Genomic DNA, 12,139 nt, shown 5'->3' with positions numbered 1-12,139 from the left:
TCATGTCGGACAATCCCGTCGACATGCGCGATGGCGCCACCATCGGCGCCAACGAGCTGCTCGCGCGCGCGGCGGCTGAGGATTTGCGCGCCTTTCGCGCGTTGACGGTGGCTGTGGACGATTTCTTTCTTCCTGAAGAATCACGGCTGGACGAGCGGACGCGATCGGCGCTCGGCGGATTGCTGCGCAATCTGGTCGAGACGGTGGAAAGCGAAGTGCGCGAGCACGCGGTTCGGCTGCTTTCCGCACGGAATGCGGCCGATCAGGCGGAGGCGCTCGCAGGCGAGGAATCGCAGGTGCTCGCCCGGCTGATGCGATCCGGGCTGCTGCGCGATTCGGAGCTGATGGCCGAGCTGATGGCCCGCGTCCGCCAGGAGCTGATCGGATCTGCGCTGCCGATGCATGCGCCCGACGACCCCGAGCGGCCGAGCCTGATCAACCGCTATATCCAGCATCCCGATCGGGTGCTGGCGACCGGGGCGATGGCAGTGATGATCGCAGAAAGTCGGCGGCGCGGGAGTCCCGAATCGGAACAATTTGCGCAGAGCGACTTACCCGCCGAGCTGCACCACCGGCTCGTCTGGTGGATCGCGGCGGCACTGCGCGAGCGGGTCGCCGGCCAAGCCGGCGAGGCCATGATCGACCTCGATCGCGCGCTGATCGACGCGGCGCAACGCAGCCTTTCCGCCTATGACGAAGGCGATCGGCTGGAGGCGGCGGCGATGCGCTTTGCCGGCGCGATCGAAGCCCAGCCGCAGGAGCTGCCGCAGCTGCTGGTCGAATCGCTGAATGACCGCCGGATCGTGCTGTTCACTGCGCTGCTCGCCGATGCGCTGGGCATCGGATACGAGCTGGCCCGCGAAATGGTGCTCGATCCCGCCGCCGACCGGCTGTGGCTGGCGCTGCGTGCGCTTGATCTCGACCGCGATGCGATTGCCCAGATCGGCTATGCGCTTTGCGAAGGCGATCCGCGCCGCGACCTCGAGGCGTTTGCCGACACGCTCGACACGATCGCTTCGATCTCCGCCGACGCGGCGCGCGAGGCACTGGCTCCGCTGAAGCTGCATCCCGACTATCGCGCCGCGCTGCAGGCGCTGGAGCGAACGGAGAAGGCGCCGTGAACGCGATCGATCCTGCGCTTCCCATCGCGATCGGGCGAGTCGATGCCAAGGGGCGGCTGCTCGATGCCGAATCGCGCCTGGCCGAACTCAACGCGCGTGCCGGCGGCGCGCCGGGCAAGCCGCTCGCGGTACCCCAGATCGCGACGCTCGCCCGGCTCGCACAGCGGCTGGGCATCGCCATTTCGCGCCATGTGATCGCCGCCGACGGCGAGGACGACCTGGAGCTGTGGGTCCGCGCGGAGCCCGAGGAGGGCGGCGTGCGGCTGGAAGTGAGCGGATGGCGCCCGCGGGCGGCATGGCGCGCCCCGGCCTCCGAGCCCGAACGCGACAGCGATTTCTTCCGCTCGGCTGCGGACTTTCTGTGGGAAACCGATGCGTCGCTGCGGATCACCTATCTTTCGATCGAGGCAGGCGCGCGCTATGGCTTCGATTCGAGCGGGATGCTGGGCCAGCCGCTGACCCGGTTGTTCGCGCTGGCCGAGGACGAGAGCGGCGAACTGCCGATTCTCGGCGCGGTGGCGGCGCAGGCGCGGTTCGACGGGCAGAAGGCGGAGATTCGCGGCACCGGGCGAATGGTGCGGCTCGATGCGACGCCGCGCACCGATCCGGGCGGGCGCTTTGCCGGGTTCGTCGGCGCGGCGCACCTGCTGGAGACGGCGCCGGAGCGGCCGAAAGTGGACGCGCCGGTTCCGGCCGCGCCGTTCGGCGGCTTCCCCGATTCGTTCAGCCAGCGGCTCGACCGCGCGCTGCGCGGACCGCTGGGGCGGATCATCGCCAACGCCGATTCGATCAGCGCCCAGACCGAGGGACCGCTGCGCGCTGATTACGCGGAATATGCAGGCGATATCGCCAGTGCGGGGCGGCATCTGCTGGGGCTCGTCGACGATCTGGTCGACCTGCAGGCGATCGAGCGCCCCGAATTCGAAACCGCGGCCGAGCCGCTCGACCTTGCCGATGTCGCGCGGCGGGCGGGCGGGCTGCTCGCGGTGCGGGCAGCGCAGGCCGATGTGCGGATCGACAAGCCCTATGCCAACGAAACCCTGCCGGTGACGGGCGAATTCCGCCGCGCGCTGCAGGTGCTGGTGAACCTGATCGGCAATGCGGTGCGCTATTCGCCGCAGGGCGGGATGGTGTGGATCCGGCTGGAGCGCGAGGGCGACATGGGCTGCGTGATCGTGGCCGATCAGGGCAAGGGCATCGCCGCCGAGGATCAGGCGCGCATCTTCGAGAAGTTCGGCCGAGTGGACCCGAGCGAGCCCGGCGGCAGCGGCCTGGGGCTCTATATCGCCCGCCGGCTGGCGCGCGCGATGGGCGGCGACATCACCGTAGACAGTGCCCCGGGGCAGGGCGCACGGTTCGTCTTCACGCTTCCCTATCGGGAGGAGTAGCCCGGGGAGCGGCGGCGGGAGCGGCTATCCTCTGCCCGCCGATTACGGGCGTTATTCGGCTTCGCCGCTTGCTTTGTCTTTCCGGCGCGACGCCCTCCGATCCTGCTTCGTCGGCGCGAGGCGTGCGCCCGCCACGACGATCGCGCTGACCACCGCCAGAATCGCGCCGCGCGCGACCCAGTCGGAGTCGCCGATCATCACGCTGTCAGTGGGCACGCGGAGGATGCCCGCGCCCTGGAGAAGGAATGCCACCCCGGCGAGGAAGCCGAGTATGCCGGCGAAGATCAGGATATTCTGGCGCATAGGGGAACTCCGATGCCTGGCTGCGGTTAGACCTCCGTTGGCGGCGCAGTTCAAGCCGGTCCGACGTCGCGGGCTACTGCGGCCACCGTCCGCACTCCCGATTGACCCGCCATCGGCAATTCGCTAATGCGAGGCGATCGCAATAGAGGGGCCGATGTACGCATTTCTCGACCAACCCGTACAGGAGCTCGAATCGCCCTATGGCGCTCTTCTCGAAGCGAGCCGGACCTGGGTGCATCATGCCAGCACCGGCCGCTGCGCCTGTGCGGCCCTCGCGTGGCGCTTCGAGCAAGCGGGCGCGCCGGAGGCGGCACGCGATTTCGTGATGGCGATGCAGCTGCTCAATCGCGAAGGGCTGGCGAAGCTGCACTTCGGCCCTCCGGGGTTCGGCTCCGTGCGCGACGACGAAGCACGGTTGCTCGTATTGTTTGCGGCGGGACTTGCAGGTACGCCCGCGCGCGTGCACCGGCTTGCAGCGACATTGGTACGCGAAGACGCGGTGCGGACGCTGGCGATCGCCGTCGAGCAAGTCGCGCTGCGTCTTTCAAATGGCATTTTCCTGGAGCGTGATCGTTGAATTTTCATGCCAGCGCGCCCGCGCTGATCCCCGAGCACAGCAGTTTTCAGACCGTCGCCGTCAAATGGGTGCGCCACTGGAACGAGCATCTGTTCAGCTTCGCAATCGAGCGGCCGGCCTCGTTCCGGTTTCGGTCGGGCGAGTTCGTGATGATCGGCCTGCCCGGCGACGAGGGCAAGCCGATCATGCGCGCCTATTCGATCGCCAGCCCGAATTATGCCGAGGAGCTGGAGTTCCTGTCGATCAAGGTGCCCGACGGGCCGCTGACGTCGAAGCTGCAGCGGATTCGTCCCGGCGATCAGATGTATCTGGCGCGCAAACCCACCGGCACGCTGGTGTGCGATGCGCTGCTGGGCGGCCAGCGGCTGTGGATGCTCTCCACCGGCACCGGCCTTGCCCCGTTCCTCAGCCTGGCGCGCGATCCCGAAGTCTATGAGCGGTTCGGGCAAGTGATCGTGGTGCACGGCGTGCGACGCGTGAGCGATCTTGCCTGGCGCGAGGAGCTGACCGCGCAGCTGGCGGGCGACCCGCTGGTGGGCGATCAGGCGCTGCTGCAGTTCCATTACATCCCGACGGTGACGCGGGAGCCGTTCATGACCAGCGGCCGGATTCCCGAGCTGATCGCCGATGAGCGGCTGTTCGCGCCGCCGGTGCTGGGGCCGCGGCACTTCGACCCGGAAATCGACCGAGTGATGCTGTGCGGATCGACGGCGATGCTGAAGGAGACCGCGGCACTGCTCGAGGCGGCAGGGCTGGAGGAAGGCTCGAACGCCTCGCCGGGCAGCTATGTGATCGAGCGCGCCTTCGTCGGCTGAAGCGCGCGCGGGCTGGAAAAGGGGGAGGGGGCGGGCGCCTCGGGGTCCGCCCCCTTTATGCCTCAGCGCTTGTCGGCGGGGACGTAGTCGCGCTGCGTCGGGCCGGTGTAGAGCTGGCGCGGACGGCCGATCTTCTGCTCAGGATCCGAGATCATCTCGTTCCACTGCGCCACCCAGCCGACGGTGCGGGCGAGCGCGAACAGCGCCGTGAACATCGTCGTCGGGAAACCGATCGCCGACAGGATCACGCCCGAATAGAAATCGACGTTCGGGAACAGCTTCTTCTCGACGAAATAATCGTCCTTGAGCGCCATTTCCTCGAGCTGGAGCGCGACGTCGAACAGCGGATCGGTGACGTTGAGCGCGCCGAGAACCTCGCGCACCGTCTTCTGCATCACGGTCGCGCGCGGATCATAGTTCTTGTAGACGCGATGGCCGAAGCCCATCAGGCGGAACGGATCGTTCTTGTCCTTGGCGCGCGCGATATATTCGGGAATCCGCTCGGGGCGGCCGATCTCGCGCAGCATGTTGAGCGCGGCTTCGTTCGCGCCGCCGTGGGCCGGGCCCCACAGGCATGCGATGCCGGCGGCGATGCACGCGAAGGGATTGGCGCCCGAAGAGCCGGCGAGGCGGACCGTGGAGGTCGATGCGTTCTGCTCGTGATCGGCATGCAGGATGAAGATGCGATCGAGCGCACGCTCGACCACCGGGTTCACTTCATATTCCTCGGCCGGGACGCCGAAGGTCATGCGCAGGAAATTACCCGTGTAGCTGAGGGAATTGTCCGGATAGAGGAACGGCTGACCGATCGAGTATTTATACGCCATCGCCGCGATCGTCGGCATCTTGGCGATTAGCCGGTGGCTGGCGACCATCCGCTGGTGCGGATCGGTGATGTCGGTCGAATCATGGTAGAAGGCGGAAAGCGCGCCGACCACGCCGCACATGATCGCCATCGGGTGCGCGTCGCGGCGGAAACCGCGATAGAAGGTCATCAGCTGCTCGTGCAGCATGGTGTGGCGGGTGATCGTCCAGCTGAACTTGTCAAGCTCGTCCTTCGACGGGAGCTCGCCGTTCAGGAGGAGATAGGAAACCTCCATGAAGCTGGAGTGCTCGGCGAGCTGGCCGATCGGATAGCCGCGGTGGAGCAGGACGCCCTCGCCGCCGTCGATATAGGTGAGGCCGCTCTCGCAGCTGGCGGTCGAGGTGAAGCCGGGATCATAGGTGAACGTGCCGGTCTTGGCGTAGAGCTTGCGGATGTCGACCACGTCCGGGCCGACGCTGCCCTTCAGGATCGGATAGTCGGTATCGTTCCCGGCAGCGTGGAGCTTCGCGGTGTCGGTCATCCCAATGTCCTTTCGTTCAACCTTCGGCGGGCACGGCCATCTGATCGGCGATCCGTCCCAGGCTTTCCTCGCGCCCCAGCAGAACCAGGACGTCGAAGATCCCCGGCGACGTGCGGCGCCCCGTAAGGGCTGCCCGGAGCGGCTGCGCGACTGCGCCCAGCTTCACCCCCGCTTCTTCCGCGACGTGCCGTACCCGTGCTTCGAGTGTCTCCGTATCCCACGATCCGGCCGCGTCAAGCGCGGCATGAACGCGGGAGAGGAGCATGCGTGCCTCGCCCTCTAGCAGAGCGGCCGCGGACTCGTCCATTTCCAGTGGGCGACTGCGAAACAGGAACTGGGTTCCCTCCGCCAACTCCAGCAGATTTGCGGCGCGCGGCTTCAGCGCGGGCATGCTGCTGCGCAGAAGATCGCGCTGATCGGCAGTGACCTCGAACGGCAGCCGGGCGGCGACGAGATCGGCGAGCCGAGCATCGTCGGCCTCACGGATATAATGGCCGTTGAGGTTCTCGAGCTTCTTCAGATCGAACCGGGCTGGCGAACGGCCGACGCCTTCCAGACTGAACCATTCGATCGCCTGTTCGCGGCTGATGATCTCCGCGTCGCCATGACCCCAGCCGAGCCGGAGCAGATAATTGGACAGCGCCTCGGGCAGGATGCCGAGTTCGTCGCGATAGGCATCGACGCCCAGCGCGCCGTGCCGCTTGGAGAGCTTGGCCCCGTCGGCGCCGTGGATCAACGGGACATGCGCATAGACCGGTTCGGGCCAGCCCATCGCACGGAGCAGCGCGAGCTGGCGGAAGGCATTGTTGAAATGATCGTCGCCGCGGATGACGTGGCTGACGCCCATGTCGTGATCGTCGACGACCACGGCGAGCATATAGGTGGGCGTGCCATCCGAGCGGAGCAGGACGAAATCGTCGAGCTCGGCATTCTGGACGGTGACCGATCCCTGGACGCGATCGTCGATGGTGGTGGCGCCCTGCTGCGGCGCCTTCAGCCGGACGACGAACGGCTTGTCGCCGCCCTCGGCCGTATCGCGGTCGCGCCAGGGCGAGCGGATGCGGAACGGCTGTTTCGACGCCTGCGCCTCGGCGCGCATCGCGTCCAGCTCTTCCTGCGACAGATAGCAGCGATAGGCGTGGCCGCTCTCGAGCAGCTGACGCGCGACTTCGGCATGACGATCGGCGCGGGCGAACTGGAAGACGGGTTCGTCGTCCCAGTCGAGCCCGAGCCAGCGCATGCCGTCGAGGATCGCGTCGATCGCGGGCTGAGTGGAGCGCGCGCGATCGGTATCCTCGATGCGCAGCAGGAATTTGCCGCCGTGGTGGCGAGCGAAGAGCAAATTGAACAGCGCGGTGCGCGCGCCGCCGATATGCAGAAACCCGGTGGGCGAGGGGGCGAATCGCGTGACGACCCGTCCGCCCTCCGGCGATGCGCCGGTTGCTTCGCCCGTTTCAGACCTTGCGCTCAATCGCGCCTGCTCCCAAGCTGGAAATTGGATGGCCAGTTCAGCCGGGCACGCCCCTAGCACGGGCTTTCCGCCGCTTCAAATCGCGGCGGGAGCGCCATTGGCGCGGGCGCGCGGCGCGATCGAACACTGGCTCGAGGCCGAGCGCGACCAGTTGCCGCTCTGGATTCCCGTCGCGATCGGCGCGGGCGTGAGCGCCTGGTTCGTGTTGCCCGATCCGGCGCGATGGACCGGCTTCGCGCTCGCGGCGGCGGCAGTGGCGCTGCTGGCTGCGGCCGGCTCCGCAGCCGGACGTGGCGGACGGTGGCTGGCGATTCTCGCGATGCTTGCGGCGCTCGGATGCGGGTTGATGTGGTGGCGCGCCGAGCATGTGGCGGCTCCGGTGCTGACGCGGCCCGGCGTCGCAACGATCGTCGGCACTGTCGAGCGCGTCGAGCCGCTGCCCGCGCGGGAGCTGGTGCGCGTTCGGATCGCAACCGGCGGCGCCGACGGGCTTCCGCCGCATGTGCGCGTCAATCTGGCCGAAAAGGACGTCCCGGACGGGCTGACGCGCGGCGCGACCGTGCGGCTGCGCGCCTGGCTGATGCCGCCGCCGCCGGCTGCGGTGCCCGGCGCCTATGACTTCGCGCGGGCGGCATGGTTCGACGGGCTGGGCGCGACCGGGCGCGGCTTCGCGCCGGTGGAGGTGCTTGCCCCGGGCGACGCGCCCGGAGCCGACCTGCGCGCCCGGCTTTCGGCGCACGTCCAGTCGCGGATCGACGGGAGCGCCGGCGCGATCGCCGCGACGCTGGCGACCGGCGACCGAGGCGGCATCGCCGAGGAGGATGCCGAGGCGATGCGGCGCTCGGGCCTGGCGCATCTGCTTTCGATCAGCGGATTGCACGTCACGGCGGTGACGGGCGCGGCGATGCTGCTGGTGCTCAAGCTGCTGGCACTGAGCCCCTGGGCGGCGCGGACCGGGCGGCTTCCGCTGGTGGCGGCCGGGGCGGGCGCGGCAGCCGCGGTCGGCTATACGGTCCTCACCGGCGCCGAGGTGCCGACGATCCGGTCGTGCGCCGCGGCGCTGCTGGTGCTGCTGGCGCTGAGCCTCGGGCGCGAAGCCATCACGCTGCGGCTGGTCGCGGCGGGCGCGACCTTCGTTCTGCTGATGTGGCCCGAGACGCTGGCCGGGCCGAGTTTCCAGCTGAGCTTTGCCGCCGTGACCGCAATCGTCGCGCTGCACGAAAGCCGGCGGGTTCGCGGGTGGTTCGCACGCCGCGAGGAGCCGTGGTGGCGGCGGCTGATGCGCGGCATGCTCGCGCTGTTGCTGACCGGGATCGTCGTCGAAGTGACATTGATCCCCATCGCGCTTTTTCACTTCCACAAGGCCGGGCTGTACGGCGCGCTGGCGAACATCGTCGCGATTCCGCTCACCACCTTCGTCATCATGCCGATCGAGGCGCTGGCGCTCGTTCTCGACCTCGCCGGGTTGGGCGTGCCACTGTGGTGGATCGCCGGGTTCGCGCTCGAAGGCTTGCTCTGGCTCGCGCACACGACTGCCAACGCGCCCGGTTCGGTCGCGGCGCTGCCGGCGATGCCGCAGAGTGCGTTCGGGCTGGTCGTGCTGGGCGGACTGTGGATCGCACTATGGCGGACGCGGGCGCGGCTGCTCGGGGCCGTTCCGCTGGCGGCGGGCGCGCTGTGGACGCTGGCGACGCCGCCGCCGGATCTGCTCGTCACCGGTGACGGGCGGCATCTGGCGCTTCGCACCGCGGGTGGCGGCATGGCGCTGCTGCGGGACCGGGCGGGCGACTATGTTCGCACCACCCTGGGCGAGAATGGCGGGGTGGAAGAGGATCTTGCTGCGCTCGCCGAACAGCCGAGCGCACGATGCAGCGCGGATCTGTGCATCGCCGATGTGCGCCAGGGCGGGCGGAACTGGCGAATCGTGGCCACGCGCAGCGCCTATTATGTTCCGATTGGAGAGTTGGTGGCGCTGTGCCGTACCGCCGATGTGGTGGTGAGCGACCGGCGGCTGCCGCGCACCTGCACACCGCGCTGGTTGAAGCTCGATCGTGCGACACTCGCGCGGACCGGCGGCGTGAGCATCACCTTCGCGACGGAACGAGTGGCGACCGTGGTGCCGCCAGGCGACCGCCATCCCTGGCAGATGCGATCGGCCGCCGCCGGTTTCTGAACGCCCGGGTCCTCGCGGCAGCAATACGGGCGGGGATGCTATTGCTGGGTAGTGTAGCGCGGACGCTAGCGCGAGCGCGTGCAGCGGCCGTCCGCCGAATGTGCGGTCAGCCGTTGACGGCGTCCAGCGCAAGGTGGAGCGCCTCGCCGAAGGCGACTCCCAGCGCAAAGATCAGAATGCCGCCAACGATCGCCAGCAACGTGACTTCACCGCTGTTGCGGGCGGCCAGAAATTGTTCGATCCGATTCATGCAAGGCGCCTCCTTCGCTCCATCAGATGGGGGTCCGCCCATCCGAATGGAACCGAAGAAGCTGGTCAGTAGCGCCGCAGCAGCCCCGCCAACCGCCCCTGCACGCGGATCTGATCGGGACGGTAGCGCTGCGCGTCATAGGTGCGGTTCGCAGGATCGAGCCGGATCATCGCGCCTTCGCGGCGGAAATATTTCAGCGTTGCTTCGGCATCGTCGATAAGCGCGACCACGATCTCGCCGTCGCGGGCAACGTCGGTACGCCGGATCAGCGCATAATCGCCATCGAGAATGCCGGCATCGACCATCGAATCGCCCGCGACTTCGAGCGCATAATGCTCGCCCGAGCCGAGCAGCGCGGCAGGCACCGGCAGCATCGTCGAGCCTTCGAGCGCCTCGATCGGAGTACCCGCGGCGATCCGGCCATGGAGCGGGATCTCGACCACGTCGTTCGCGGGTTCGGGCGCAGGGCGCGGCGCCGCACGCGCTGCCGACGCAGCCGTGATCGGCACGACTTCGCCGCGCGAGCCGCCCTTTACCTCGCCGCGCTCGGGCACTTTCAGCACCTCGAGCGCGCGGGCGCGGTTCGGCAGGCGACGGAGGAAGCCGCGCTCCTCGAGCGCCGAGATCAGCCGGTGAACGCCGGACTTCGACTTGAGATCGAGCGCGTCCTTCATTTCCTCGAAGGAAGGCGACACGCCGGTTTCATTGAGGCGATCAGCGATGAAGCAGATAAGCTCGTGCTGCTTGCGCGTGAGCATGGTTCGTCTCCGTCAGAACAGACGCGGAACGTTTATGCAACACGTTTCACCAAGTCAAGCGAGGTCTAGGATTTCCACCGAGTCGCCCCGTTCCGCCGCGGGAACATGCGGTGGACGCACGATCAGGCAGCTGGCGCGCGCGAGCGCGCGCAGCATCCCGCTGTCCTGCACCGTGGACGCGAATGCGGCGCCGTCGCGCAGTTCGGCGCGCAGATAATCGGCACGCGGGCCATTTGCCGGCAGCGGCTCGCCGAGCGGCACGCGGCGCGGGCGCACTCCGGGCTCGGCAGCGCCGGAGAGATGCGCGACGAGCGGGCGGACGAACAGCAATCCCGTGACGAAGGCGGAGACCGGATTGCCGGGCAATCCGAGCACGACCGCGCCGCCGAGCCTGCCCGCCATCATCGGCTTGCCGGGGCGCAGCGCGATGCGCCAGAAGTCGATGGTCGCACCCGCGGCTTCGAGGGCGGGCCGGACCAGATCATGGTCGCCAACCGATGCGCCGCCGCTGGTGACGATCACATCGGCATCCACCTCGCGGAACGCGGCGACAAGCGCGTCCATCCGATCGGGCAGGATGCCGAGATCGATCGGATCGACCGGAAGATCGGCGAGCTGCGCGGCGAGCATCAGCCGGTTGGTTTCGGGCAGCTGCGCTACGCCCACGGCGGCGCCGGGCGGCACCAGCTCGTCGCCGGTGGCGGCAATGGCGACGCGCACACGTCGGCGGACCGGCAGCGCCCCGTGCCCGGCAGTACCTGCCAGGGCGAGCCGGGCGGGAGTGAGGCGATCGCCGGCGGAGATCAGCCGGTCGCCTTCGGCAAAGTCGAGCCCGCGGCGGCGGACGTTCCGGCCGCGATCGGCGGGCCCCTCGCCAGCCCGCCGGAGCGCCTCGCCGTCGCGCGCGGCTTCCTCCTGAACGAGCACCGTATCGGTGCCGGTCGGCAGCGGTGCGCCCGTGAAGATCCGGACTGCCTCGCCCGACTCCACCGTACCTCCAAAGGGCCGCCCGGCCGCGCTCTCGCCGATCACGCTCCAGGGGCCGGGAAGATCGGCGAAGCGGATCGCATAGCCGTCCATTGCCGAGAGATCGGAGGAAGGCTGCGTCCGCCGCGCGGCGATGTCCTCGGCGACCCAGCGCCCGGCGGCGCTGGCGAGCGGAACCGCTTCGACGGCAAGGGGCGACGCGAGCGCCAGCAGGCGCGCAAGCGCCTCATCGACGGGGAGGAGCGGTGCGGTCATGCCCGTCGTCCTACGCCTCGGGCGGCGGGAGGTGTAGACCGGATCGAGCAGGATTTCAGGCGCCTCACCAAAGCCTCAGCCTTTGCTCATGACGTGCAGCCCCGTGGCGGGGCAGGAGAGCGGCTCACCAGATCACGGGAGATGAAGCAATGACGGCGGATCAGATGGCGCGGAGCGATGGACGCTTGTGGAACACGGTGCGCGTGCTCGGCTGGGGCGGACTGGTCGGGCTCCTGCTGCTGCCGCTGGTGGCGATGCAGTTCACTGATGAGGTCGACTGGACGCCGGGGGACTTCATCGTCGCCGGCGTGATGCTCGGCAGCGTCGGGGCGGCGTTCGAGCTCGCGGCGCGAGCCCGCAGCTGGGCCTATCGCGGCGCGGCAGCGGCGGCGATCGTGGCGGCGTTCCTGCTGACGTGGAGCAACCTTGCGGTCGGCTTCATCGGCGATGGTGACCACCCGGTGAATCTGTTGTGTTTCGGCATCGTGCTCGCGGCGCTGCTCGGTGGACTGCTGGTGCGGTTTCGCGCCGCGGGAATGGCGGTGGTGATGCTGGCGCCGGCGGCGGGGCAGGTGGTGCTCGGCGCAGTGGCCTTCGCCGGCGGGGAAACCGCCGCGGGCCGGGCGGCGGTGCTGCTCACCGGGCTATGGCTGGCTTCGGCCTTGCTGTTCCGGCGCGCAGCGCGGGGCTGAGCC

12 protein-coding genes are annotated in these 12,139 nt (G+C 68.8%); 6 read left to right on the top strand and 6 right to left on the bottom strand.

The genetic code is table 11. The annotated features are described in order from the left end of the window. The first annotated feature begins 2 nt into the window (after window positions 1–2). Window positions 3–1,121, top strand: coding sequence for a DUF2336 domain-containing protein (locus ACQ450_RS04375; protein WP_431470659.1), 1,119 nt, complete (start codon window positions 3–5; stop codon window positions 1,119–1,121). Then, window positions 1,118–2,509 (top strand): sensor histidine kinase, encoded by a 1,392-nt coding sequence (locus ACQ450_RS04370; RefSeq protein ID WP_431470658.1) that lies wholly within the window; start codon window positions 1,118–1,120, stop codon window positions 2,507–2,509. Before ACQ450_RS04375 ends, ACQ450_RS04370 begins: the two co-directional genes overlap by 4 nt. A 51-nt stretch (window positions 2,510–2,560) precedes the next feature. On the opposite strand, the gene ACQ450_RS04365 is transcribed toward ACQ450_RS04370, so the two are convergent. Further along, complete coding sequence (locus tag ACQ450_RS04365) at window positions 2,561–2,812, bottom strand: hypothetical protein (RefSeq protein ID WP_188055414.1); 252 nt, start codon at window positions 2,810–2,812, stop codon at window positions 2,561–2,563. Between the two features lie 154 nt (window positions 2,813–2,966). Here ACQ450_RS04365 and ACQ450_RS04360 point away from each other — a divergent pair, with 154 nt between their 5' ends. Both ACQ450_RS04360 and ACQ450_RS04355 read left to right on the top strand, forming a co-directional pair. Continuing rightward, window positions 2,967–3,389, top strand: coding sequence for a hypothetical protein (locus ACQ450_RS04360; protein WP_188055411.1), 423 nt, complete (start codon window positions 2,967–2,969; stop codon window positions 3,387–3,389). Beyond that, entirely contained in the window at window positions 3,386–4,204 is an 819-nt protein-coding gene (locus ACQ450_RS04355; RefSeq protein ID WP_188055408.1) for a ferredoxin--NADP reductase, read from the top strand. Before ACQ450_RS04360 ends, ACQ450_RS04355 begins: the two co-directional genes overlap by 4 nt. Window positions 4,205–4,266: 62 nt before the next feature. Here ACQ450_RS04355 and ACQ450_RS04350 read toward each other — a convergent pair whose 3' ends face one another. Both ACQ450_RS04350 and gltX read right to left on the bottom strand, forming a co-directional pair. Continuing rightward, on the bottom strand, window positions 4,267–5,550 hold the full coding sequence (locus ACQ450_RS04350) for a citrate synthase (RefSeq protein WP_188055405.1): 1,284 nt from the start codon (window positions 5,548–5,550) through the stop codon (window positions 4,267–4,269). Window positions 5,551–5,566: 16 nt separating this feature from the next. Continuing rightward, window positions 5,567–7,021, bottom strand: a complete 1,455-nt coding sequence (gltX, locus tag ACQ450_RS04345; protein ID WP_431470657.1) for a glutamate--tRNA ligase — start codon at window positions 7,019–7,021, stop codon at window positions 5,567–5,569. 28 nt (window positions 7,022–7,049) lie between these two features. On the opposite strand from gltX, the gene ACQ450_RS04340 reads away from it, so the two are divergent. After that, complete coding sequence (locus ACQ450_RS04340) at window positions 7,050–9,194, top strand: ComEC/Rec2 family competence protein (RefSeq protein ID WP_431470656.1); 2,145 nt, start codon at window positions 7,050–7,052, stop codon at window positions 9,192–9,194. 106 nt (window positions 9,195–9,300) lie between these two features. Here the strand turns inward: ACQ450_RS04340 and ACQ450_RS04335 are convergent, their stop codons facing one another. From ACQ450_RS04335 to ACQ450_RS04325, 3 genes are all read right to left on the bottom strand, one after another. After that, window positions 9,301–9,444, bottom strand: a complete 144-nt coding sequence (locus tag ACQ450_RS04335; protein WP_431470655.1) for a hypothetical protein — start codon at window positions 9,442–9,444, stop codon at window positions 9,301–9,303. A gap of 65 nt (window positions 9,445–9,509) precedes the next feature. Further along, a complete protein-coding gene (gene lexA / locus ACQ450_RS04330) occupies window positions 9,510–10,202 on the bottom strand; it encodes a transcriptional repressor LexA (RefSeq protein ID WP_431470654.1) in 693 nt (230 codons plus the stop codon). 54 nt (window positions 10,203–10,256) lie between these two features. Then, on the bottom strand, window positions 10,257–11,444 hold the full coding sequence (locus tag ACQ450_RS04325; RefSeq protein WP_431470653.1) for a molybdopterin molybdotransferase MoeA: 1,188 nt from the start codon (window positions 11,442–11,444) through the stop codon (window positions 10,257–10,259). 149 nt (window positions 11,445–11,593) lie between these two features. Between ACQ450_RS04325 and ACQ450_RS04320 the strand changes: the two genes are divergently transcribed. Then, complete coding sequence (locus ACQ450_RS04320; RefSeq protein WP_431470652.1) at window positions 11,594–12,136, top strand: hypothetical protein; 543 nt, start codon at window positions 11,594–11,596, stop codon at window positions 12,134–12,136. Window positions 12,137–12,139 lie beyond the last annotated feature (3 nt).

This window comes from Sphingosinithalassobacter sp. LHW66-3 (assembly GCF_050703275.1).
Taxonomy (GTDB): domain Bacteria; phylum Pseudomonadota; class Alphaproteobacteria; order Sphingomonadales; family Sphingomonadaceae; genus Sphingomonas.
This window is presented reverse-complemented; position numbering and strand designations above follow the sequence as displayed.

Coding starts and splice junctions, on each gene's coding strand:
- ACQ450_RS04360 (WP_188055411.1), top strand. CDS start 2,967: ATGTACGCATTTCTCGACCAACCCGTACAGGAGCTCGAATCGCCCTAT.
- ACQ450_RS04350 (WP_188055405.1), bottom strand. CDS start 5,550: ATGACCGACACCGCGAAGCTCCACGCTGCCGGGAACGATACCGACTAT.
- ACQ450_RS04375 (WP_431470659.1), top strand. CDS start 3: ATGTCGGACAATCCCGTCGACATGCGCGATGGCGCCACCATCGGCGCC.
- ACQ450_RS04365 (WP_188055414.1), bottom strand. CDS start 2,812: ATGCGCCAGAATATCCTGATCTTCGCCGGCATACTCGGCTTCCTCGCC.
- ACQ450_RS04325 (WP_431470653.1), bottom strand. CDS start 11,444: ATGACCGCACCGCTCCTCCCCGTCGATGAGGCGCTTGCGCGCCTGCTG.
- ACQ450_RS04320 (WP_431470652.1), top strand. CDS start 11,594: ATGACGGCGGATCAGATGGCGCGGAGCGATGGACGCTTGTGGAACACG.
- ACQ450_RS04335 (WP_431470655.1), bottom strand. CDS start 9,444: ATGAATCGGATCGAACAATTTCTGGCCGCCCGCAACAGCGGTGAAGTC.
- ACQ450_RS04340 (WP_431470656.1), top strand. CDS start 7,050: ATGGCCAGTTCAGCCGGGCACGCCCCTAGCACGGGCTTTCCGCCGCTT.
- lexA (WP_431470654.1), bottom strand. CDS start 10,202: ATGCTCACGCGCAAGCAGCACGAGCTTATCTGCTTCATCGCTGATCGC.